This window comes from Catalinimonas locisalis (assembly GCF_038039535.1).
In the GTDB taxonomy this organism is placed as follows: Bacteria; Bacteroidota; Bacteroidia; order Cytophagales; family Cyclobacteriaceae; genus Catalinimonas.
Genome location: NZ_JBBPHP010000001.1, coordinates 41,161 through 64,553, shown reverse-complemented (window position 1 = coordinate 64,553; position 23,393 = coordinate 41,161). Strand labels below are relative to the sequence as shown.

The following is a 23,393-nucleotide window of genomic DNA, read 5'->3' as shown; positions in this document are numbered from 1 at the left end:
TGGTTTATAGCAATATTACGATGAATGAATATAAAATTTTTTTAGCAACAATTCTCTCCAGTATACTGGTCAAAGAGTAAATTGAATAGATCTTTGATTTCTTTCCATTTGACAGGGTTAATACAATAATTGACTGAAGTACCTTCTATACTTCCCTGAATAATACCGATAGCTTTCAGTTCTCGCAGGTGTTGAGAAATGGTAGCCTGGGCCAGACCAATTTCCAACACCAGATCTCCGGTAATACACTGGTTCGTTTTAAGCAAATGCTGCACTATGGCAATCCTTGCGGGATGCGCCATGGCTTTGGCGATTTGTGCCAGTTGATTTTGCTCGGTGGTAAAAAGATCAGTTTTGGTTACTCCCATAATTCTTGCGCTATATTGCAATATTACGATGAAATAAAAATAAAGTTAAGGAAAGCTCCAAAAAATGAAAGGATAATAAACATTTTCATGTCTGGCTATGCTTTTTTCTGTATTCCATTGGTGTTTGATGCGTAAATTTTTTGAAAATATGGTTGAAAGTAGATTTGGAGTTGAAACCTGACTCAAGGGCAATGCCCAGCAAAGTAAACTTATCATAGCGAGGGTCAAGTAGTTTCTTTTTTACTTCTTCTACCCTATGGCGGTTGACAAAATCATAAAAACTAGTTTGAAGTCCTTGATTCAGCAGGTGGGACAATGTTTTGGGATGTGTACTTAGCAAAGAAGCCAATTTATCCAGTTTTAATTCAGGGTCTAAATAGGGCTTTTGTTGAGCTACAAAAAATTTTAGCCCAGCAATTTCATCCTGCAGATTTTCCAGATGCTCAGTAGAAAGAGATTGGTTTTTGTGAGCATGAGTAATTGCAGGTTTAGGTCGACTTATCCTAATAAGTTGCTTCAATCCTATCCAGTAGATTAATACCGAAACATAGAGCAGAAGGGGATAATAGGCAGAAGGAGGCAAATGAAACTGATAACCAATCAGATCAAATAATGTGAATCCAAAAAGTAATATCCAGCTAATGAGGAGTGCTACCAGCAGTTTTTGTAGCCATGCCAGTGTGATGTATTCGTGGTTAGAATATTCCTCCTTAATCCACCGCTGGTATTCTTTGACCAATTGTAGTCCTGAATAACCGTAGACAAAAAAAGAAAGTAACCCGGCTATTTGTTCTGTAAACTGTAAAAGGAAAGCTAAATGACCCCGTTGGGTATCAACAAATACAGTTTCTGACAGAAAAACACTTAGTTGCAAGACAAGAAATGTGAAAGCCGGAAAGAAATGTAGCCAATCCCTGAATGACATTCGGAACTGAGGAAAAACAGTGCGTTTAATATAAAAGTAGAGCAATGGTCCTATCGGCAAAAAAAATGAAAAAGGCAGTATCAGTGGAGTTAGCCAGGGGTTTTGTGCCTGTAAATCTATTACCAAATGTTTGCCGGTGGTAAGGGCAAAACTGATGATAAGTAAAGCCAGAAAGATAGCAGCCCTGTCACCTTCTTTTCTCATGAGTAGGATAAGCAGCCCCAAGATAAGCCCCTGTCCTACCCCAAAGAATATCAGCAAATTATAAACGTTGAAGTACAAGCTATTCCTTTCTGTTGGTTAACAGTAGGGAAAATAGAAGATTCGGATGAATAAAGTAAAACCAGATTACTATTTCGCCATACGCAGACTGGGAAAACCGCTCTTACAATTACACTTAGCAAAGCAGATTTCTACCTTACTATGGGCCGGTGATTGACTTTGAGCTATTCAACTGCTCAATCCAATTGCGAATTAATGCCACCCCTTCCTCATGGATAAGGGTGCGCCCCAGTTCAGGCATCATTACCTCCGGATTGGTGCTGTTCATGCGGTGCAGCAAAATGGATGCTTCAGGCTTACCCGGCACAATATCATGCAGCAGATTACCGGAGGCTTTTCCGGCAGCCACAGGGGGTTTCATAATCCCCAATTTGTAAGGATCAGTTTCAAAGACAGTGAGGTTTAAACCTGAAGTTTTGGCTGGTCCCAAAGGGTTATGACAAGGTCCGCAGTTAATGTCCAGATAGGCTATCGCCCGTTCATTAAGCGTGCCTGAGTTAGGATCCTCCCAAAGCGGTAATGAAGGGCGATCTTTCGCTTCAGGCAAACCGTACAGGTAAGCATGTGCTGCCAGATAATCTAACTGGTTCACTTCTTCAGTGGCAAATTCATTATTCCGGTTTAGCTGCCACGCTGTTGGGCCAATGGGCATAAGTGTTTTGTCTTTCACATGGCAGCTTTTGCACTGATTCAGATTAGGTACAATGTAGTTGGTTTGTTTTATCGCCCCATCGGTGTGTGTCCATTGTACTGGTATAGTAGCGCCAAGAATTTCAAAATAAGCATCGGTCTGTTCCTCATTCCAGATGTACGACAAAGGTTGCCAGCCTTTTTCTTCATGCACCAGTAAGCGTGTCTCCAGTATTTTTCTTCCTTTTGCCGTATCCCGAAAGTCATTAGGGTAGTAGAAATTTTTGATAAGCACCGTACCTAGCGGAAACTCCAATACTTCTTTTTCCTGATAATTTGCGGAAGCACCTTCCGGGAAGTAAATAAAGCGTTTTTTGTGGGCATAGTCAGAAAACAGGGGTGTGTTTAGTTCGTAGGGCACTACATGAGCAGCAGGCTGCAAATCGGCCAGTTTTCCTTCAAAAAAACCGTACTCTGATAACCAGGCTTTGCCCATGCCATGGGTGTTAATTTCCTCAGGGACGGTGGTTTTTTCAGCAGCTATCGGTTGCTGCTGTTTTGGTTCTGAACTACAAGCAGCCAAAAAAGTATAGGTTATCATGAACGCTCCTAACCTTTTCATAAGCTTATCGACAACTGAACTTGGTAACATCTGTGCTCAGGTTTTCAAAGTCATTAGCAGCGTCCAGGTCTACAAAGCTGATACGCTGCTTCTCGTCAATACAAACTTTATAAGATTGATTTACCTCTCCATTTGCCAGAAAATAATCATCAGCTTTGATACCATCCAGGGCTATGTCAGGTATAGTAGGGCCTAGCTTAAATAAAAAGAGTTTTCCAAAGTCTGAGCCCAGGTAGGGTAGCCAATGGTCATTCTCAAACAGATTGTTATAGATGCTGATTTGCCCGGGAAAAGGATCGTAATTGTTATCACTGCGAAAGTCTGATTGTATGCCCCGCACTCCACTTTCCGGGTCAGGTTGTTCATTTTCATTGCTTCCTTCCATCGCGCTCATCAGCTCATAACTAATTACTGAGATACCTGCTGTTTTGTGGTCTCTGATTTCATTATCAAAAACATCTACATTTTTGGTAGCCAGAACGATGATACCGCTACCGGGAGGAACGGTACCCACAATGGCGCCAGGCACTGCAAAATTCTCCCTATTATTATCATGCACCACATTGTCATGCACTTTGATGTTTCGTCCATAACGGGTGAGGCCAGGGAGGTTGAATACCAAAATGCCTCCGGTATTGTCCCAGCATTCGTTTCCATAAATCTCCACCCGGTCGCTGTTTTCGCTTTCAATACCAGCTACATTCTGGAACACTTTGTTGTTACGAATAATGACATCTTCCGATTGGCCCACATACAAACCTGCATCAGAAGCACCCATAGACACACATTCTTCAATCAATACATTTTTGCAGATGACGGGATAAAAGCCGTAGGCTCCGTTTTCTTCATTGATAGGACCGGTCCAGGCTACTTTGACACGGCGAAAAGTGATGCCGTCGGTATCCATTACTTTGATGTTATCGCCTGAAGCATCCTCTACCGTTAAATCTTCCAGGCTAATGTTATTGCTGTTGGTAATGCGGATACCCTCGGCTCCTTCCTGCTGCCCTTTAAAGCTGAGCACAGTTTTGTCAATGCCTTTGCCCCGGATAGTAATATGGTTTTTTCCATCCATAATGAGGCTGCGCGAAAAAAGAAAATGCCCTTCTGGCAGCTCAATCACACTGCTATCTTCAGCAATGATAAACTGGGTGAGGATTTCTTTTTCCTTATTCTGATAATTCCGTTCAGGATCATAACGATCAGGGCCGCAAGCACAAAGGAGGAAGAATAGAAAGAAGAGAAGAAGATATTGTTTCATTGTGGCGATTATTTTCAGCAAAATAAATCAATAGAGACAGAAGAAACGTCCGAATTCCGGAGTTCGGACAAGTTAAGCGGGTTCAAAGCTATTCAAACGCTGCTTATGAATGTAAGTATTATATTTCATACAGCTGCTACCCCTGGTATTTGAGCTTTTACAAATTAACAGGTGGTTTTTGTCTAATGAATTTACTTATTGGCGAGATACATCCACTAAAACTAAAAACCAGCTATTGTATTCTTTAAAATCATCTTTAGTTAAGTGCTGAATTACGTCTCTATAGTTTGGGTCAAAGTAGTAGGCCAGTTCATAAGTGTCTAGAGATTCTTTAGGATCAAACAGTTTACCGGGCTGGTACTTCTCCAGTCCGGCCTCTGCTCTTCTTTTATCTAGCTCTACTTTGGTATTTACCCACTCCTTATATTCTTTTTCTCCGGTGGCATAAGGGATTACAAAATCAACGGATTTCTGTATGCTTCCCCCATCCGGATTCTCATAGCGGAAAAGATCGTCAGAAGTATTTTCACCAAGCTGATCTAAAGTAATGGCATAAGTAAGCAGCGGATCAAGGCCGGAAGTATGGTAACTCAAAGCATCCCGTTGCTCTAAATCCCGGCTGGTACCATCACCGTATAGGGATTTGTCCACGTATGCTTTAAAGTTTTCTTTAGCATATTTTACATAAGACGGATTTTCTGTTACCAGACCGATTGTTCCCACCAGTTTGATCTGTTTGGCTTTCCAGTTGTTCTCCGGAATATTAGGATTAGCCATTTCGGCTTCGGCTATCTTGACCAGCCATTGGTTTACCTGTTCTTGCTCAGCAGGGCTAAAGTAGCTTTTCGTTACCTGATAAGTGTGGATCAGAGGCTCAAACTTATTCTCATTAATAGGATTTCCTGTTGCCTGATAAACATTTACCCAGGCCAGGATATATTTTTTTGCCATTGCGGCATAGGCTTTATTTTGTGTGCCATAAAAAGCATTCAACAACATGGCTATCTTATCCATGTCGCGAAGGCTTTTTTCGGTTGCTACTCTTTTCGGATCTGTATCCAGCAGGCCTTCATAATGAATCACTTTTAGAGGATGAGGTTGCTCAGAGAGGATTGCCTGAGCAGCTTCTTTGACAGGATACCAAAGATTTTGCACTTCTTTATTCTCCTGAATGAGCTTCATCAAATACTGCTGCTCTTCGGGAGTGAGCAAAAGCGTTTGCCGTATGCTGACCTCCGCTACTGCTGAAGTTGATATGATAACTAAGAAAAAAATGGTGTAAAAAAATCTCATAGTAAATATTGTAGAGGACATAAAGCCTTTTTTTCTATATAAGCTTTTACCGGCGCAGAGAAAAATCCTTGAAAGGAAGGATTATAATGATAATACTTTCATATTTCTGAAGTATTTTTTCAAGCTTGATATGCATAGAAAAAAGATAGCTAACTTAAACCAGCATGTCGTTAAGCTTCACTGTTAATGGAAGTTGAGTTGCTGATATTTCACTTTCATTATTGATTGTCTTTTTTTCTTGATACTCACCCTCTACCGGTTGACGATAGGCATATAACCTTTTTTTAATCACATCAATAATCCATACTTCGGGAATCTGGGCAGTAGCATATAGCGGAAGCTTGATCTGACGGTCATAATGTAGGATACTATCAGATACTTCAATGAGCAAAAGCACATCGGCAGGCGTCACCCCGGTGGTAGCGTAATAATCTTCTCGGAAAGGCAAAACCGCAATATCAGGCTCAGGTTCAGAATGATCTTTGATGTGAACAGGGTTTTGAACATCCACGATAAAATTTGGAACTAACTGGGGGATGAGCAAAGTAGAAAGACGTCTTACTATTGCTGCATGTTGATTTCCAATAGGACTCATTTTTATTATTTCTCCGTGGATTAATTCTGTTCGGATATCTGTGCCCAGGATACCAGCCTCTGCCATCTGGTGGTACTCTTGAATAGTGAACAATCGCTTAGCTACTTCAACTTCCATCTTTTATCAGAAAAAAGGGTGAAAACTTATGTAATACAATATAAAAAATTACGCTTAAAGACTTCAAAGATGAAAAAGCAAAAAGATAATTAAAGAATTCTGTATTCTTTCAAAAACCATTCTTTATTCTCATTCTTACCCATCAAGCAAAAAACCTTAATATCTTTTTCATAACCTTCTGCTGTCAGAAGCAGATTAGCAGAAGCTAATTGAGAATTTTGTTTAACAAAACCTTCAACGTACCAACCATATTCTTTAACTCCCCAGTAGCTTCTTGAACCATCTCATCAGAAGCTAATTGTTCTGTAGCTACTTTATAAGCTTCACTGGTTTTTATCTGACCAATAACTAAGACTGAAAAGATCATAACAATCAAAGTAAGCGTAAATAATCCAAGTAGGATGTATTTTAAATAATTTTTCATTTTCAAAATCTACCTTGATGTCAAATGCTTATAATCTCTTACCACAGTGTAGAGAAACTGTAGCGGGCGCAAATCGCTCTGTATTTTCAGTAAATCCTGAATTTTATGAGCTGTAGCCGTAAGAGGAGCAGTTTGCCCGCTTTCCCGATAAGTATGGATCACCCGCATGATGATGTCTATATCCTGATCCCGTAAGTTCACCACTTCAGGAAAAACAGGCTGATGGTCTTGCTCAACGGAAAAGACAGATAAAGGCTGTCCAGCTTTTTGCTTTACTACGGTAGTGCCGGCAGCTAGGTCACCCAGACGTTGATCATTGCGAGAAATGGCAATGCTTAATACAGCGATTGCCCCACTCATCATGCCTATATCAACCAAACGAAGCAACCAGCGTATGAGGTATGCGCCTATGCCCGGTGCCGATCCATCCAGCTTCACCACTTTGATATTCATTTGTCTTTTGCCCAGGCTTTGCCCATCCATAAATATTTCACAGAGCAAATGATACAGAAAGGGAGGTAAGCTCAATACAACAAGAAGGGCAGTAGGAGGGGTAATACCTAGCTGTGAAAATACTAATAGAAATATGATTCCATAGGCAGCGATCACCAGCAGATCCAGAAAGAAAGCCTGTATACGGCTGCCAATACCTGCTAAAACATAATCTACATGTACATTTTGTGTAGTTTCTATACTTATACGCGGCATAGCTGCAATGGTTGATAGTTTAATTTGTAAATTTCTCTCGCTAAATTGGTCATCATTCAGATACTAAAAATACGATAAGTTTTCGGTTTGTGGCTACTCAAACTGAGGCAGAAAATACGAAATTGATGAGAGAAGCGGCCTTTGTCAAGCAAAATGAAAAGAAGTGGGAAGCACTGAGCGAGGCAATGTCTTCCGGTAAAAGTAACTTAAAACCGGATGAATTGGCAGATTATTTCATCCAGCTTACAGATGATCTGGGCTATGCCAAAACGCATTACCCTAAAAGTAATACTACCGCTTATCTGAATAACCTGACGGCTAAAGTACATCAGGCCATATACCGTAATAAAAAAGAAGAGCAGAGCCGCTTTGTTCGTTTCTGGAAAACAGAACTCCCTCAGATACTGTATGCGTCACGCAAGCAGATGCTCTATTCTTTTCTCATTTTTACGGTTGCCTGCCTGATTGGAGCACTCTCGGCAGCACATGATGATACCTTTGTACGCCTGATTCTGGGGGATAGCTATGTAAACATGACGCTGGAAAATATTGAAAATAATGACCCTATGGCGGTGTATAAAAGCATGGGAAGAAGTGATATGTTTTTTGCTATTACGGTCAACAATATTAAAGTTTCGTTCATGGCTTTTGTAGCGGGTATATTTCTTTCTATAGGTACTGGCTTTGTGCTTTTGCAGAATGGAATCATGCTGGGAGCTTTTCAATATTTCTTCTATCAAAAGGGGGTATTACTTCCCTCCTTCCTCACCATCTGGATTCACGGTACCATTGAGATATCTTCTATCATCATTGCCGGAGCAGCGGGTTTAGTGATTGGCAATAGTATTTTATTTCCGGGTACTTACCCCCGTATGGAATCTTTTAAAAAAGGAGCCCGCCAGGGGATGAAAATTGTGGTAGGGCTGGTACCTTTATTCATCATTGCAGGCTTTCTGGAATCGTTTGTAACCCGCCTTACAGAGTGGCCCTGGCCGCTACGTCTGGCGATTATTTTAAGCTCTGCTTTCTTTGTAATTTATTATTTTGTCATATACCCAGCAAAACTACAGCAGCATGCAAGGCAGTAAGATCAAATTATATGAGCAGCGTGATTTTGGAGATAAGGTCAATGCTACGTTTACCTTTCTAAGACAGAACTTTATTCCGCTGGGCAAGAGCCTGCTGTACATTGCCGGACCAGTATTAATAGTAGTGGGGATTATTTCGGCCATTACTTCCATGAATATACTTTTCAACGGTGGTGAATTTTCGGAAGCAGAAGCCATCTCTGTTTTGGGAGATACAAGCCTGATCAATATCATTTCTATTCTTTCGTCAGCTGTAGTAGTCTCGGTAGTGTACAGCTATCTTTCTTTATATACTGAGCGGGATGATTATGAAAACATCAGCGTAAACGAAGTCTGGGCAAGAGTTAAAGGAAATCTTTTGCCTATCGTACTAAGCATGATCGTGACAGCCATACTCATAATTATTGGCTTTGTCTTTTTGATCATTCCCGGCTTTATACTGATGGCTGCGCTGTCTTTCATTTTTATTTTACAGGTAAAAGAAAGACTTAGCTTTGGCGAAGCTTTTTCCCGTAGCTTCAGTCTGGTTTCTAATAATTATTTAAGCACCATTGGGCTGATACTGGTAATGATGATGCTCCAGGCGATCTTAGGCTCTATTTTCGGACTACCAGTGATGCTCATGACTGGCTTTGGTGCTTTCTTTTCTACTTCAGCAGACTATGACATTCAGAACAGTTCGGCAGTGATACAGGCATTATTTATTGTAGCTCAGGTAGTGGGTACTTTGGGCTCTCAGTTTTTGTATAGCATCATTCTGGTAGCTATAGGGTACCAATACGGTAACCTGGTAGAGAAAAAAGAAGCCGCTGGGCTGATGGAGGAGATTGATAGTCTGGGGCAGCAAAAATCGCACAGCTCAGAAGAAGAGAGCTATTAATAGTAGAGAATGAAAATGGCCAGGTAGTCAAATCCCGGCCATTCGTTTTTCTATAGCTTTCAGTAATTTATAGCTTAACCCACGCCTGCTTTTTATCGCTATCAACGATTGCATCGCAAAGTCTTAGTTCACGTAAGCCGTGTGCAAATGTAGCGTACTTGTCTTCTACATGTTTGCTTTCGCGAATAGCAGCATATACATCCTTAAACATTTGCTTGGAAGTATCAGGGAAACCTTCATTATGGCCGCCAGGGAAAGAAATTGCCTGCGCTGCACTCTCATGTACCAAAGCAGGATCTCTTAACAATGACTGGTTAGCAGTATCACGTTTACCTATCCAAAGCTCATTAGGCGATTCAGAGCACCAGTGAACGGCTTGCTTGGAACCAGAAAATTCTAGATTGATGCGATTTTTCCTTCCGGCAGCTACCTGACTCACGGTGGCCACCCCACGGTTTCCGTTATTAAAGCGCATCATCACGGTAGCATAGTCTTCTGTATTGATAGGAATATCCTGATAGTCTTCCGGCTTTAGCATTTTGCCAGAGTAGGTTTCAACAGGCTTAAGTGGTTTTTTACGAGTTTTGTGTACCGTGCTGAAGTCCGACATCACTTCGGTAATTTCCAGACCAGAAATATATTCTACCAGGTCCAGTAAGTGAGAGCCAATATCAGCAATGGCTCGGGAGTCACCTGACATTTCTGGCTCCAGCCGCCAGTTGTAGTCGGTAGCATAGTACAGCCAGTCTTGCAGATAAGTGCCGATGACGGAGAAAATTTCTCCCATTTCACCACTTTCACACATGGCTTTCATCTGTTTTACCAGAGGGTAATAACGCAGGTTGAAGTGTACTGCGTTTACTAATCCTTTTTGCTTGGCAAGCTCAACCAACTCTTCGGCCTGAGGTACAGTAGTGGCCAAAGGTTTTTCGCAAACAACGTGCTTTCCGGCTTCCAGGGCTTTTTTAGCCATTTCATAGTGAAGATGGTTAGGTGTACAGATATGGATACTATCTATACCTTCATGCTTCAGCAGTTCTTCAAAACTTCCATAAGCATGATCAATGCCGAGTGAATCAGCTTTAGCCTGGGCGATGTCGAGGGTAAAGTCACTGACAGCGACTACTTCTAAGTTGGGAATTCTGCGCAGCGCTTCAATATGGGCAGGGCCGATAAAACCAAGTCCTGCTACGCCAATCTTAATTTTTTGCATGTTTCAATAGGTTGGTTATTCTAAACTTATAGCGCCGATATTAATGCTTTTTATTGATTTACGCTAATGCGGTCCGCCATTCCTCCGGTGATTCCCATAAGGGAACAAAGCATAAGCTCTAGGCAAGGGCTACCTTAGATTATGCCCGTAAGCTTTTCTTCATAAAAAAATTGTAATAGGTAGTCAATTTGGCCAAATTGGCGTGAAGTAGCTCATAGGCTGTAAACGGTTTTCAATGCATAAAAGCTTGCCTTCAGTAAAATTGATCTTAAGTATGCTGATACTCTTTCTCAGCACTTATGCAGGTGCGCAGGAAAGGGTGCCGGATCTGGTGTATGATTTCAATGACACATTGAAACAGGAAGCGATTAAGCGGAACATACCAATTGAGGTGATAGAACAGTATCGTGCGGATGAAGATTTTGATTATCGCCATGGGTATCAGCAAAGCGTCAGTCTTTGGCAGCAAATCTGGCAGTGGATACTCCAGCAACTGGGAAAGCTGTTCGGAGAGGTGAATTTTAGCTTTCCTATAGGTTGGTTGCTATATATCTTTTGTGCAAGCATGATCATATTTGCAGTGTTGAAGCTATCAGGGGTAAATGTATCGGGACTCTTCAGCAGAGAAAAGCGGCTGAACAATATGCAGGTACAGGATATGCTGGATGAAGATATTCATGAACTGAACTTTGAAGAAGAGATCAGCAAAGCCCAGCAGGCGGCAGATTATCGCCGAGCTGTGAGGCTGCTGTATATCTATACCCTGAAAAAACTTGCACACAGTGACCTGATCATATGGCATCCCGGCAAGACCAATGCGGATTACCAGAGAGAGTTGGAGCTGGAAAAAATAAAATCGGATTTTCGCAGCCTGAGTATCTATTATGAGTATGCCTGGTACGGCGAGTTTCCGGTAGATGCTGCCTTGTACGAAAAAGTGAACAGCTTACACCAGGCTATTGACCATCAATTGGCAGTGAATACATGAGGAAGGAGTGGAAATATTATTTGATATTGGGCGGTGCGCTCCTGCTCCTGCTGCTGGTAGAACTGCTGGCCCCTACTCCAACGGATTGGACCTTTAGTCTGCATCACAAGCACAAAAGTCCTTACGGAACATTTATCCTGTTTGAAAACCTTTCTTATCTTTTTCCTGAACAGTCAGTCAATACACAATATCGCAGTTTATATGAGCTACAGGAGCAGGGTTATGAGCAGGAAAATGTGTTAATCTTCGCTGCCGATTTTTCTCCTGATGAGCAGGATACCGAAGTGTTATGGCAAATGTTAGATAGTGGTGGTTATGTATTTGCCACTGCCCGTGCATTTGGGGGTAAGCTGTCAGACACACTTAAGCTGGAAACCGATACCCGACTAAAAGAGCGTATCGTCCGGGAGGAAGATACGCTGGAAATACGGGAAAGCCTCTATTACTTTTCTGCCTTTGACTCCGCACGCTTAGAAGTACTGGCGGAGGATGAAAAGGGTGACCCGGTACTGCTTCGTTACAGTAAAGGTACAGGTGCATTATTGCTCAGCAGTGTTCCTCAAGTCTACACTAACTACTTTATGTTGGAAGACACACTGGCTCAGGAAGCAGCCCAGTCGCTTAGTTTTTTACCAGTACGGGACGTATTGTGGAACGAATATTATCATCTGGGGAGAATGGAACCTATTACTCCCCTGCGCTTTTTGCTGAGTGTACCGGCTTTACGCTGGGCAGTATACCTGAGCTTAGCAGGCTTGATATTATTCATGATTTTTGAATCAAAACGGAGGCAGCGAGCAGTTCCGGTGATTGTACCCCCTTCTAATTCAACGCTGGATTTTATACAGACAGTGAGCAACCTCTTTATGCGGTCAAGCAACCATCGGGAGATGGCAAAAAAGAAAATTATCTACTTTCGCGAATATTTATTGAGCAGATACCGGATGGAAGGTGAATGGAAAGATCAGCATTTTCGCGAACGGGTATCTCATAAGACGGCAAAGCCCCCGGAAGAGGTAGATAAAATATTTGATTATATCTTTACGATAGAAGGTAAGCAGGACCTTTCTTCAAATGAACTTTTAGTATTGAACCAATATATTGACAGCTTTTATACGCAAGAAGCAATAATCTGAATTTATGGAACCTAAGGACGAAAATACATTTCAAAACAGGGTGGATTTGAGCCAGCTGGCAGAAAGTGTAGAGCAGATTCGCAAGAATATCGGAGAATGGATTGTAGGGCAGGAACGCATGGTAGACCTTATCATTACGGCCATGCTGGCTGATGGACATGTATTGTTGGAAGGAGTGCCCGGAGTAGCCAAAACCCTGACTGCCAAACTGGTAGCCAAAACAGTGTCTGTAGGCTTTTCGCGTATTCAGTTTACCCCCGACCTCATGCCTTCTGATGTGCTGGGGACTTCAATATTCAATGCGAAAACAACAGATTTTGAGTATCGCAAAGGACCTATATTTTCCAATATCGTGCTGGTAGATGAGATTAACCGTGCTCCAGCCAAGACGCAGGCTTCACTCTTTGAAGTGATGGAAGAGCGTCAGGTAACCACTGATCTTCAGACTTTCAAAATGGAAGAGCCCTTTCTGGTACTGGCTACGCAAAATCCCATTGAGCAGGAAGGAACTTACCGCCTGCCCGAAGCGCAACTAGATCGTTTTCTGCTGAAAATTGAAGTAGATTACCCTTCTTTGGATGAGGAAACCATGATGCTGGAGCGCTTTCACCGTCGCCACAATCGTCAGGACATTTCTAATGTTAAAGCGGTAATCAGTGCAGAGCAACTCACAAATTATCGGGAGAAAATAGGTGGTATTCATGTAGAAGATCACCTGATACGCTACATCGCTTCCATTGTTAATGAAAGCCGTCAGGCCCAGGCTTTGTACCTGGGGGCATCTCCCCGTGCCTCTCTGGCGATTATGTCTACTGCCAAAGCTTACGCAGCCATTCACGGACGGGATTTCGTAACCCCGGAAGATATTAAGACGATGGCAATTCCGGTGATGGTGCATAGAGTCATCCTGACCCCCGAGGCGGAGATGGAAGGGCAGCGTGTTCATACGGTACTCAAGCAAATGATTGATAAGGTAGAAGTACCGAGATAGTGAAAGCTTCAGGAAAGAGATAGTCTACTCATTATCTAGTGGTATAAATCTCAAATAATTTGTAAAAAACAAATACTTTTGCTTCCCAAAATAATAATAGCAACAAATGGGAAGACCGGCAAGAGAAATCCGTTTGAACGAAAGGGAACAAAGCTTATTGGAAAAAGAATCGAATCGGAAAAGCTTAGAATTACGTTTTATGACTCGTATTCAGATCATTGTCTATGGATTTAAAGGGGAATCAGGAGGCAGTATATCATCAAAGCTGGGTGTATCCCAAAATACGGTAAGCTATTGGCGAAATAGATGGATTAATAATTATGAACGCTTACAGGCATTTAGTAAAGGGGTTGATGGGGCAGGTGTTAGTGACGGGGTATTAATTAAAGAGGTGTACAGGATTTTATCAGATGCCCCAGGTAGAGGCCGCAAAGAAGATTTTACTACAGCCCAACGGGAACAAATTGTGGCATTAGCTTGTGAAAAGCCTCAAGATTATGGGTTGCCTTTTACCCATTGGACCCATGTGACCCTAGCAGAAGAAGTGGTCAGCCGTGGGATTGTGGAAAGCATATCGGCTTCTCACATAGGACGAATTTTAAAAAAAGGCATTAGCCCCTCATAAATCGGAATATTGGCTTTTTCCTAAGATTGAAGATTTTGATGAATTTATAGCCGATACAGAAAAAGTATGTAACCTATACCTGAAAGCAGGTAAAGAAGAAACTGCTTTTCATGTGGTTAGTTCTGATGAAAAAACGGGGATACAGGCTTTAGAATCTTTGAGGGTTGCCTCTATGAAGGCAGGACAAATAGAAAAGTGTGATCCGGAGTACCAACGCAATGGTACCCAATGCCTGATTGCCGGACGGGATGTGAAAACAGGGCAAATCCTCCAATATTCGATTGGGGATACCAGAACAGAACAAGATTATCTGGAACATATTCAGGCCATTGTGGCCATAGCCCCTGCCGAGCCTTGGATCATTGTTTGCGACCAACTCAATACTCATATGTCAGCTTCCTTAGTAGAATGGGTAGCAAAGCAAATTGGATTTGAGGAAGATTTGGGTAAAAAAGGGTACAAAGGCATCCTGAAATCAAAGAAAAGCCGAAAACAATTCCTTGAAGATGAAAAACACCGAATTCGGTTTGCCTATACCCCTAAGCATTGTTCCTGGTTAAACCAAATTGAAAATTGGTTTGGATTATTGCAAAGAAAAATCATCAAAAGAGGACAGTTTAGCTCTACTGATGACTTGAAAAGAAAACTAATAGCTTTTATTGAGTATTATAATAACTGTTTAGCTAGACCTTATAAATGGAGAGCCAATAGTGAAAAACTATCCAAATTATTTATGAATTAAACCACTAGAATCTTCAGAAAGTCATCCGGATCAAACACAGATATACTGGATTTTTTATAGTCTTTGACATTTCTGGTGATAATAGATTTGATTGATGCTTCACGCGTAGCCACTGCGTGCTGAATAGCATCCTCAAAGTCTTTGAAGTTACTTTTGAGGGCTACCCTGAGGTCGTTTTCTGTTACGTCCAGTACCTGAAGTAGTTCCATTAGATCTTCTATAACCTGACGAGTTTGCTTATCGCCCAACACTTTCTTACAGATATAATGAACATTATTAATGCAGAGAGTAGAAGTGCAGAGGGCAATTTTTCCCTGATCCGCCAGTTCAAATATTTTAGAGGAAGAGGTTACAAAAGGTTTTCGGTCAATAAGCAGATCAATAATAATATCGGTATCTACAAAAAAATTAGCGGCCATACTTATTATTTCTGGCATCATCTAAAACCTTTTTGTAGTCAAAATTGGCGTCCACCTTCATTACACCTTTTAAACGCTTTAACTTAGGAGACATTTGAGTACTAACATCCTCAGTTTTATGTTCTGTTAAAAATTTAAAGTAATTTTCCACAATTTCTGATAAACTTCTTCCCTGTTCTGAGGCATACTTTTTAGCTTGTTCTATGGTTTCTTTGTCTAGGGTTAATGTTAGTTTGGTATTCATGCACGTGTCATTTTTAATAAATATACACGTGTAAAATTGTTAAAAGTTCCTTTATTTGTAAGCCATGCTCCGTACAACATATCTCACCCACCGCTTCTTTTTTGGACTAGCTGTAGTAGTGCTACTCTTTGTGCTGAGCTTTAGTTTTTCCTGGCTTTTTCGGGTGGCGCAGGTATGCTTTCTGGTTTGGTTGCTGCTGATCATCGCAGATATTCTCCTACTTTACAATATCAAAAAAGGAATTAGTGGCTACCGCCTTACTCCCGATCGCCTATCTAATGGAGATGAGAACGTATTAAAGGTTGAAATAACTAATCACTACAGTTTCAAAACCCATCTCCGTATCATAGATGAGATTCCTGTTCAGTTTCAGAAAAGAGATTTTGATATCCGCTTAGACTTAGCTTCGGCTAAGTCACATAGCCTGACCTATACTTTGAGGCCGGTAAAGCGAGGAGAATATGGATTTGGTGCTTTAAATATTTACGCTGCCTCTCCCATACATTTATTGTTACGTCGCTTTCGTTTCTCTCAGGATAAAGTAGTATCGGTGTACCCTTCCTTCATACAGATGCGCAAGTACGAACTGATGGCCATTTCCAGTCATCTGACGGAGCTTGGTATCAAGCGTATCCGCAGGTTTGGGCATAATCGTGAGTTTGAACAGATCAAGGAATATGTAGCCGGAGATGACTTCCGTACCATCAACTGGAAAGCGACTGCTCGCCGGGGAGATTTAATGGTGAATAAATATCAGGATGAACGCTCACAGCAGGTGTATGCCCTGATAGACAAAGGCCGGACGATGAAAATGCCATTTGAAGAAATGAGTCTGCTGGATTATGCCATCAACGCTAGTCTGGTAATCAGTAATATTGCCATCAAGAAAGAAGATAAAGCGGGGTTGATTACTTTTCAGCATAAAGTACAGCAAATGGTGCCTGCCGGCAAACGAAGTAACCAGATGCACCTGATCATGGAAGCTTTGTACGCGCAAAAAACTGCTTACAAAGAGTCTAATTTTGAAGCATTGTACGTTCAGGTAAAGCGGCAGATCAGGCAGCGTAGCTTGCTTTTGCTCTTTACCAATTTTGAATCGCTCTCTTCTCTGGAGCGACAACTTCCTTATCTCCGCCGGCTGGCGGCTACCCATGTATTGGTCGTAATTTTCTTTAAGAATACGGAACTCTACAAACTACTTCAAAAAGAAGTACAAAGCATACAGGACGTTTATCAGAAGACTGTGGCTGAGAAGTTTGCGCTGGAAAAGAAGGTAATGGCTGATACCTTACAAAAACATGGTATTTACAGTGTGTTGACCACTTCTTCTCAGCTCTCGGTAGATACGATAAACAAGTATCTGGAGCTGAAAGCAAGAGGGGTGATATGAATCAAGCAGACTACAAATACAGTCTACCTGATTCATTCAATCTTATACTTCTTTAGCAACCCAGGATCTACACCAGCCCCGAGGGTTTACAGCTCCCTTAGCAAAAAGCTGACATCCTCCGCATGCTCCTTCAAAGTCTTCTGGCTGCCAAAAGCGACAATTATCACAAAACTGATCCTCTTTTGGAGATTCGGCCACATACTCCAGGCTTTTGCGCATCTCCAGATCTGCCTCAGTTAGGGCTTGATTGTATTCACTGCAATCTGCCTGAGCTTGCTGTTCGTTTAAAGGATCAGTAGCAGGGTCTGGCGAAGACTGTGAGGGAGTGGAAGGCGCACTTTCATCGGGGATCACATTATTTTTGGTTTCTGAAGTAGCTCCACCACATGCACTCAATAAGGTAGACCCTGACAAAGCAGTAAGGCTTAAGAATCCAGCCTTTTTCATAAACATTTTACGATTCATCCTTTTCATAAGTATTAGAAATTTTTGTTGCGTTAGATATTTTCCCTTAAATCAGACTTAAAAAAGATGAACACTTAAGGTTGTTTGGTGACGACCCTAGTTTATAATCTATCTAAATTTTAAAGTTTTTTTATCATGTAAAAAATGATAGAATTGTGAGAGAAGAATAATTTTTTGCTATGCAAAACCAGATAGAAAAATCCGTAAGGCAAACCACCAGAAATGTTAAAAAAGTAACTCGGGCGGTCAGAGATATGTCACTCAGCGCTTTGTCCCTGACGCGAAAAAAGCATGATTCTTTCAAACTCAGTGAAAGTGCAGGTACTGCTCCGGGAACTCTTATTTACACAGGAGTAAATACTGAAGAACCTGTTGAAATTACGCTGTATCAGTATGACGAAGAAGGCATCAGCAAACATCAAAGCGATAACCTGCAGGAAGTGCTCAACCGGATGAGCAAAGAAAAATTTAACTGGGTTAATATTAGTGCACTGCATAATACGCAATTGATTCAGGAGGTAGGAGATCATTTCGGTTTGCATCTGCTGGCCATGGAAGATATTATGAATACTGTGCTTTCCCCTCAGTTTGAGGACTATGAAGACCATCTCTTCATTACGCTCAAGATGCTGAAAGTAAATCCTAAAACGCGCTTGATAGAGCAAGAGCATGTCAGCTTTATCCTGGGAGAAAATTATCTGATCTCTTTTCAGGAGACAAAACATGATGTATTTGAGCCAGTCCGCCACCGACTGGAAAACCAGAAGGGAAGAATCCGAAAGCGAAAAATTGACTATCTCCTCTATGCTTTGATAGATGTGATTGTAGATAATTATTATACCATCACAGAAGAGATTAATGACCATATGAACGCTTTGGAGGATGAGCTTATCCATGAGCCCAAACATGATGTGGTAGAAAGGATAACTCATCAGAAGCGACAACTGATAGAATTGCGGAAGATTGTATATCCGCTAAGGGATGCACTAAGAAAGCTTAATACTGAGGAAGAATTAATTCAGGAGAATACAATGCGCTTCTTTGATGACGTATACAGCCACGTAGACCATGTAATCGGAACTATGGAGTCGCAGCGGGAGGTGCTGATCGGATTTATGGATTTGTATATGTCTACCATTAGCAATCGTATGAATAATGTGATGAAAACACTCACCATCATCGCTACAATCTTTATTCCTCTCACTTTCGTGGCAGGTATCTACGGGATGAATTTTGACCATATGCCAGAGTTGCACTACGAATGGGGTTACCCTGTTGCTGTGGGAAGCATGCTTGTATTGGGTATCAGTATGTATATTTATATGCGGAGCAGAAAATGGTTTTAAGGGGTTTATTTAAGAAGCGGAACCAATTATTTATCTAAAAAACAATAACGATTTGGCTTTTAGTGTGTTATATTGATACAAATAATTTTTTTAACTGAAAAATTTTTTTATTATGGCACAGAGAGATAGCAGACATACCGGGAAAGATAACAAAGGAAAGCCAGGAGATACTATGCAGGATAAATCCGAAACCAAAACGGTTAAGAATAAAAAAGAACTTGAAAGAGAAGAGGAATTAAGAAAAAAATATACGGATGATCAAAATAATCCGGATCCTGAAAAAGCGCCGGTGAAAAATCCTAACCGAAATACAGATAAAACAGATATAGATAAAGGGCGCTACGGAGGTAGCTCTAACTAATGAAAAGTGATAAGAAACAAAAACCTGGATTTCACCCGACGAAATCCAGGTTTTATAATGTCTTTTAGCGTTTGATCAGATTACCGGAGCCTCGGATTGAGCTGTTGACCTCAGGCTCTCCATAATAGATGATGTCTCCACTACCACGAATCTCAGCCCGCAGAAAATCACTTACATTTACAGTACCATTTCCACTTCCCGAAATGTTAATGTCAGTTTCCTCAGAGAGTAGGTCGGCAGCGCGATAATCTCCGGAGCCATTGATGCGTACCTCCTGCTCTAGAGCTTCACCGTACAAACTAAAGTTTCCTGATCCATTAATTTCTGAGAAAAGTCGGTCATAATAAATTTCCATATCCATATTACCAGAGCCGGAAATTTCCAGGTTGAGACGGTCACCGGTAAATACACTTTCTCCGTACACATCTCCTGAGCCACGTACTTTTAGCTCTTCCAAGTCCTGCACACTAATGTATATTTTCACATCATCGCGGCTGCGATAAGAGCGGGTGCTTTTGATTTTGAGTTCTCCACCTCTTACACTGGTACTGATGATAGGCACAATATTATCATCGGCTTCAACTTCCAGCAGTTGCTCATCATCCTGGAGGATGATAAGGTCCATTGAGCCTTCTAGTATAATCCGGTCAAATTCGGAAAGAGCACGCTCCTCAATAATAATATTTCCTGAACCTTTGATGGCAGGGCCAAAATCATCATCATCAAAATCTACGTAGCAACCGGAAGTAAATACCAGAAGAAAGAAGGCAGGTAAAGTTTTATAAAAGATGTTTTTCGTTTTCATAGCTGTTAATCATTATCTCATTTGATATTAATACAGCTAAGGCACCGCTTACCCTACCTTGGGTTGGAAAAAAATTAATTTATTTTTTCACTCTTTATTTGTGTGGCCGTGAGAAGTACGATAAATGAAGATAAGGCACAAAAAAAAGCCATGGCTTGCATGGCTTAGAAATGATTATACGCAAAAGACTTTTTATAAGCATTCCATCAGGATTTTATACTCAGATGGTAAACTTATACCACTTTTCGCTACTCTTGCTGGAGGCTACCGCATTCTCAATAAAGGCCATACCTCTTATACCATCGTCAATAGTAGGAAAGTCAAGGTGCTGAGGATCGGGTTCTTTCCCTTCCATACGGGCACGCAAAGTCATAGCGAAGTTGCGGTAAATGTTGGCAAAGGCTTCAAGATAACCTTCAGGGTGACCGGCAGGAATACGCGTATGAGCCATAGCACTCTCTCCCAGGTAAGTCCGGTCAACACCAGGGCGATAAATCTGTATGGGCTGGTCCAGCCAGCGTACGATAAGAGAGTTTGGCTCCATCTGTCTCCATTCCAGACCACCTTTCTCGCCATACACGAATATTTTCAGGTTATTTTCTTCACCGGCAGCAATTTGGCTGGCATGTAGTACGCCACGGGCACCATTGTCAAAGCGGAGTAGAATATTACCATCCGTATCCAGTTCACGACCTTCGCCAAAAGCAGTCAGGTCAGCACACATTTCAGTAATCTGAAGACCGGTCATAAACTCAGCCAGATTCTCAGCATGCGTTCCGATATCACCCATAGCACTGCTAATGCCGGCCTGTTTTGGGTCTACTCTCCATGCAGCCTGTTTATTTTCTCCATGCTCAACAATTCTGGAAAGCCAGCCCTGCGGATATTCTACTACTACTTTTCTGATCTTACCTAACTTGCCACTTTTGATCATATCTCTCCCCTCTTTCACCATAGGATAACCAGTGTAATTATGGGTAAGGGCAAAGGTCAAACCTGTTTTTTCTACTACCTCTTTCAGTTCTTTGGCTTCTTTAAGGTTAAAAGCAAGCGGTTTATCACAGATGACGGCAAAACCATTTTCCAAAGCCAGTTTTGCAGGAGGCACGTGCATATGGTTAGGAGTTACGATAGAAATAAAATCCATACGTTCGCCTTCAGGCAATGCTTTCTCCTTTTGTATCATTTCATCAAAGCTGCCATAAACTCTCTCAGGTGGTAAGAAAAGTTCTTCGCCCGAAGCTTTGGATTTTTCGGGCTTGCTGCTGAACGCTCCGCATACCAATTCTATCTGTCCATCCATTGCAGCAGCGATACGGTGTACACCACCAATGAAGGCACCTATACCACCTCCAACCATACCCATTCTGAGTTTTCTGTTTACTGTAGCCATAGTTAGGTTATAAAATTTGTAATAAAACAGTCACTTAATTCGGTGAGAAAATTAACTTATTAAAAAATAGGGCGTTATCCACAAAGTTATAAATTTGTGACACAATAGCTACAGCCAAACCACTTTTTAAGGCTTCTGAGCTTGCTGCAAATGCGTTTTTTGGAGATAGGCACGTAGGCTACAATTTCCAAAAAATATGAATGGGCATAAGGTCATGAAAGAATCCAGTGAGCCTCATAGTAAAAGAGAAAGTATTCATAAAATAATCAATCAGAATTTTCGTAGTTTTTCTAACAATTATCATAAACACAACCGATTAATATGTTTAAAGCAACAACTTTGAAAACCGGATTGACGGTTTTTTTGCTTAGCCTCGTTTGCGCTCACTTCAGCATAGCGCAGGAAATTATCAAAGAAGATTGGAAACCAGAAGACACCGAATTTTGGGACCCCGAGCGGCCGAAGGTAACGCCCGGCACAGGGACTGAACCTCCATCAGATGCGATTGTCCTTTTTGACGGATCAGATTTATCTGCCTGGGAAAGTCAAAAAGATGGCAGCGCTGCCCCCTGGAAAGTAGAAGATGGATATTTTACTGTAGAGCCTGGCACCGGTGGTATTCAGACCAAAGAGAATTTCGGAGATTTTCAGCTGCACATTGAGTGGCGCTCACCTCAGGAAGTAAGTGGTGAAGGTCAGGGACGTGGAAACAGCGGCATCTTCCTTCAGGGTTTATACGAAGTACAGGTACTAGACTCCTATGATAACCGTACTTACTACAACGGACAGGCCGGTAGTATTTATAAGCAGTCCCCTCCCCTGGTAAATGCCATGCGCCCTGTAAATGAATGGGAAGTATATGACATCATCTACACCGCTCCCCGCTTTGATGAAAAGAATGGTGCTTTACTGGAAAAAGCTCAGGTTACAGTCTTACACAATGGGATAGTCGTACAAAATGCTACCAAGATTCAGGGGACTACTGAGTACATTGGTACACCTAAAATCATTTATCATGGTGATGGTCCTATCGCCTTACAGGATCATGGGAATACCGTAAGCTTCCGCAATGTCTGGCTAAGAAAGCTGGATCAATAAATTTTACACAGACATACCTCTTTACACAGGTATGCTTTTTTATTTAAAACCTATGAAAGAATTGAATAAACGTATCAACAGACGTTCGTTTTTATCAGCCAGTGCAAAAGCCACTGCCGGTTTGAGCATGCTGCCTTTTTTGAGCAAGACAAGCCTGTTATCGCAAAACATGTTTTTTGACATTTCACTGGCACAGTGGTCTTTGCATAAAGCTTTCAGGAGCGGAGAATTAGATCCCCTCAACTTTGCTCAGATTGCCAAGCAGGATTATGGTATCAGTGCTATAGAGTATGTAAGCCAGCTTTTTGCTGATAAAGCAGATGACGTATATATAAGAGAACTAAAAAAGAGAGCGGATGACAATGGAGTTACCAGCGTACTCATCATGGTAGACCGTGAAGGTAATTTGGGTACTCCTGATGATAAAGAAAGAGCACAGGCGGTAGAAAATCATCATAAGTGGGTAGAGGCTGCCAAGGAATTGGGCTGCCACTCTATCCGGGTAAATGCTGCCGGACAAGGCACTGCAGACGAAGTAAAAGACGCTGCTATTGATGGATTGGGAAGACTGACAGAGTTTGCCGACAAGCATGATATCAATGTGATAGTAGAAAATCACGGCGGCTATTCTTCCATAGGCACCTGGCTGGTAGACGTAATGAAAGGTGTGAGTCATCCTCGTTGCGGTACTTTACCTGACTTTGGCAATTTTAGAATAGATCAGAGAGAAACTTATGATAAGTATAAAGGGGTAGAAGAGCTGATGCCTTATGCCAAAGGGGTAAGCGCCAAATCTTACAACTTTGATAAGAAGGGAAATTGCAAAGAGATAGATTTTGAGCGCATGATGCAGATCGTGAAAGATGCTGGCTATACCGGCTATGTGGGGATTGAATATGAAGGGAGTGAGCTCAGTGAAAAAGAAGGCATCATAGCTACCAAGAAGCTTCTGGAAAAAGTAGGTGGTAAACTTTCTTAACAAAC

26 protein-coding genes are annotated in these 23,393 nt (G+C 41.6%); 12 read left to right on the top strand and 14 right to left on the bottom strand.

Annotated elements, in window-relative coordinates:
• Positions 1-41 precede the first annotated feature (41 nt).
• The 8 genes from WJR50_RS00290 to WJR50_RS00255 all read right to left on the bottom strand — a co-directional run bounded on the left by WJR50_RS00290 (position 42) and on the right by WJR50_RS00255 (position 7,225).
• Positions 42-368: an ArsR/SmtB family transcription factor gene (locus tag WJR50_RS00290; RefSeq protein ID WP_341291202.1), complete on the bottom strand. Its 327-nt coding sequence runs from the start codon at positions 366-368 to the stop codon at positions 42-44.
• A gap of 85 nt (positions 369-453) precedes the next feature.
• Entirely contained in the window at positions 454-1,554 is a 1,101-nt protein-coding gene (locus tag WJR50_RS00285; RefSeq protein WP_341291201.1) for a helix-turn-helix domain-containing protein, read from the bottom strand.
• Between the two features lie 160 nt (positions 1,555-1,714).
• Positions 1,715-2,827 carry an SO2930 family diheme c-type cytochrome gene (locus WJR50_RS00280; RefSeq protein WP_341291200.1) on the bottom strand — a complete coding sequence of 371 codons (1,113 nt, stop codon included), beginning with the start codon at positions 2,825-2,827 and terminating at the stop codon, positions 1,715-1,717.
• A 4-nt stretch (positions 2,828-2,831) separates the two neighbouring features.
• Complete coding sequence (locus WJR50_RS00275; protein WP_341291199.1) at positions 2,832-4,088, bottom strand: parallel beta-helix domain-containing protein; 1,257 nt, start codon at positions 4,086-4,088, stop codon at positions 2,832-2,834.
• A gap of 195 nt (positions 4,089-4,283) precedes the next feature.
• Positions 4,284-5,381, bottom strand: a complete 1,098-nt coding sequence (locus WJR50_RS00270; RefSeq protein ID WP_341291198.1) for an alginate lyase family protein — start codon at positions 5,379-5,381, stop codon at positions 4,284-4,286.
• 154 nt (positions 5,382-5,535) lie between these two features.
• Positions 5,536-6,093, bottom strand: a complete 558-nt coding sequence (locus WJR50_RS00265; protein WP_341291197.1) for a Uma2 family endonuclease — start codon at positions 6,091-6,093, stop codon at positions 5,536-5,538.
• A gap of 205 nt (positions 6,094-6,298) precedes the next feature.
• On the bottom strand, positions 6,299-6,517 hold the full coding sequence (locus tag WJR50_RS00260) for a hypothetical protein (RefSeq protein ID WP_341291196.1): 219 nt from the start codon (positions 6,515-6,517) through the stop codon (positions 6,299-6,301).
• Positions 6,518-6,526: 9 nt separating this feature from the next.
• Positions 6,527-7,225, bottom strand: coding sequence for an RDD family protein (locus WJR50_RS00255; RefSeq protein WP_341291195.1), 699 nt, complete (start codon positions 7,223-7,225; stop codon positions 6,527-6,529).
• 89 nt (positions 7,226-7,314) lie between these two features.
• On the opposite strand from WJR50_RS00255, the gene WJR50_RS00250 reads away from it, so the two are divergent.
• On the top strand, positions 7,315-8,313 hold the full coding sequence (locus WJR50_RS00250) for a stage II sporulation protein M (protein ID WP_341291194.1): 999 nt from the start codon (positions 7,315-7,317) through the stop codon (positions 8,311-8,313).
• Positions 8,300-9,193, top strand: a complete 894-nt coding sequence (locus tag WJR50_RS00245; RefSeq protein WP_341291193.1) for a DUF7847 domain-containing protein — start codon at positions 8,300-8,302, stop codon at positions 9,191-9,193. The genes WJR50_RS00250 and WJR50_RS00245 overlap by 14 nt, the downstream gene beginning before the upstream one ends.
• A gap of 67 nt (positions 9,194-9,260) precedes the next feature.
• On the opposite strand, the gene WJR50_RS00240 is transcribed toward WJR50_RS00245, so the two are convergent.
• Positions 9,261-10,406, bottom strand: a complete 1,146-nt coding sequence (locus tag WJR50_RS00240; protein WP_341291192.1) for a Gfo/Idh/MocA family protein — start codon at positions 10,404-10,406, stop codon at positions 9,261-9,263.
• A gap of 235 nt (positions 10,407-10,641) precedes the next feature.
• Here WJR50_RS00240 and WJR50_RS00235 point away from each other — a divergent pair, with 235 nt between their 5' ends.
• The 5 genes from WJR50_RS00235 (at position 10,642) to WJR50_RS00215 (ending at position 14,888) form a co-directional block, all read left to right on the top strand.
• Complete coding sequence (locus WJR50_RS00235) at positions 10,642-11,394, top strand: DUF4129 domain-containing protein (protein WP_341291191.1); 753 nt, start codon at positions 10,642-10,644, stop codon at positions 11,392-11,394.
• Positions 11,391-12,530 carry a DUF4350 family protein gene (locus tag WJR50_RS00230; RefSeq protein ID WP_341291190.1) on the top strand — a complete coding sequence of 380 codons (1,140 nt, stop codon included), beginning with the start codon at positions 11,391-11,393 and terminating at the stop codon, positions 12,528-12,530. The genes WJR50_RS00235 and WJR50_RS00230 overlap by 4 nt, the downstream gene beginning before the upstream one ends.
• Before the next feature lie 4 nt (positions 12,531-12,534).
• A complete protein-coding gene (locus WJR50_RS00225; protein WP_341291189.1) occupies positions 12,535-13,521 on the top strand; it encodes an AAA family ATPase in 987 nt (328 codons plus the stop codon).
• Positions 13,522-13,627: 106 nt separating this feature from the next.
• Positions 13,628-14,146, top strand: a complete 519-nt coding sequence (locus WJR50_RS00220; protein WP_341291188.1) for a helix-turn-helix domain-containing protein — start codon at positions 13,628-13,630, stop codon at positions 14,144-14,146.
• A gap of 112 nt (positions 14,147-14,258) precedes the next feature.
• Complete coding sequence (locus WJR50_RS00215) at positions 14,259-14,888, top strand: transposase (RefSeq protein WP_341291187.1); 630 nt, start codon at positions 14,259-14,261, stop codon at positions 14,886-14,888.
• Here WJR50_RS00215 and WJR50_RS00210 read toward each other — a convergent pair.
• Positions 14,885-15,328: a type II toxin-antitoxin system VapC family toxin gene (locus tag WJR50_RS00210; protein ID WP_341291186.1), complete on the bottom strand. Its 444-nt coding sequence runs from the start codon at positions 15,326-15,328 to the stop codon at positions 14,885-14,887. The genes WJR50_RS00215 and WJR50_RS00210 overlap by 4 nt on opposite strands.
• The gene (locus tag WJR50_RS00205) at positions 15,297-15,551 is read right to left on the bottom strand and encodes a DUF6364 family protein (protein WP_341291185.1); all 255 of its coding nucleotides are present in this window, start codon (positions 15,549-15,551) and stop codon (positions 15,297-15,299) included. Before WJR50_RS00205 ends, WJR50_RS00210 begins: the two co-directional genes overlap by 32 nt.
• A 64-nt stretch (positions 15,552-15,615) precedes the next feature.
• On the opposite strand from WJR50_RS00205, the gene WJR50_RS00200 reads away from it, so the two are divergent.
• The gene (locus WJR50_RS00200; protein ID WP_341291184.1) at positions 15,616-16,941 is read left to right on the top strand and encodes a DUF58 domain-containing protein; all 1,326 of its coding nucleotides are present in this window, start codon (positions 15,616-15,618) and stop codon (positions 16,939-16,941) included.
• 42 nt (positions 16,942-16,983) lie between these two features.
• On the opposite strand, the gene WJR50_RS00195 is transcribed toward WJR50_RS00200, so the two are convergent.
• Positions 16,984-17,415 (bottom strand): high-potential iron-sulfur protein, encoded by a 432-nt coding sequence (locus WJR50_RS00195; protein ID WP_341291183.1) that lies wholly within the window; start codon positions 17,413-17,415, stop codon positions 16,984-16,986.
• A 170-nt stretch (positions 17,416-17,585) separates the two neighbouring features.
• Here WJR50_RS00195 and corA point away from each other — a divergent pair, with 170 nt between their 5' ends.
• On the top strand, positions 17,586-18,752 hold the full coding sequence (gene corA, locus WJR50_RS00190; protein WP_341291182.1) for a magnesium/cobalt transporter CorA: 1,167 nt from the start codon (positions 17,586-17,588) through the stop codon (positions 18,750-18,752).
• A 112-nt stretch (positions 18,753-18,864) separates the two neighbouring features.
• Positions 18,865-19,113 carry a hypothetical protein gene (locus tag WJR50_RS00185; RefSeq protein WP_341291181.1) on the top strand — a complete coding sequence of 83 codons (249 nt, stop codon included), beginning with the start codon at positions 18,865-18,867 and terminating at the stop codon, positions 19,111-19,113.
• Positions 19,114-19,177: 64 nt separating this feature from the next.
• On the opposite strand, the gene WJR50_RS00180 is transcribed toward WJR50_RS00185, so the two are convergent.
• Both WJR50_RS00180 and WJR50_RS00175 read right to left on the bottom strand, forming a co-directional pair.
• Complete coding sequence (locus tag WJR50_RS00180; RefSeq protein WP_341291180.1) at positions 19,178-19,918, bottom strand: head GIN domain-containing protein; 741 nt, start codon at positions 19,916-19,918, stop codon at positions 19,178-19,180.
• A 220-nt stretch (positions 19,919-20,138) separates the two neighbouring features.
• Positions 20,139-21,284 (bottom strand): Gfo/Idh/MocA family protein, encoded by a 1,146-nt coding sequence (locus WJR50_RS00175; protein WP_341291838.1) that lies wholly within the window; start codon positions 21,282-21,284, stop codon positions 20,139-20,141.
• A gap of 348 nt (positions 21,285-21,632) precedes the next feature.
• On the opposite strand from WJR50_RS00175, the gene WJR50_RS00170 reads away from it, so the two are divergent.
• Complete coding sequence (locus tag WJR50_RS00170) at positions 21,633-22,409, top strand: 3-keto-disaccharide hydrolase (RefSeq protein ID WP_341291179.1); 777 nt, start codon at positions 21,633-21,635, stop codon at positions 22,407-22,409.
• A gap of 52 nt (positions 22,410-22,461) precedes the next feature.
• Positions 22,462-23,388, top strand: coding sequence for a sugar phosphate isomerase/epimerase family protein (locus tag WJR50_RS00165; RefSeq protein ID WP_341291178.1), 927 nt, complete (start codon positions 22,462-22,464; stop codon positions 23,386-23,388).
• Positions 23,389-23,393 lie beyond the last annotated feature (5 nt).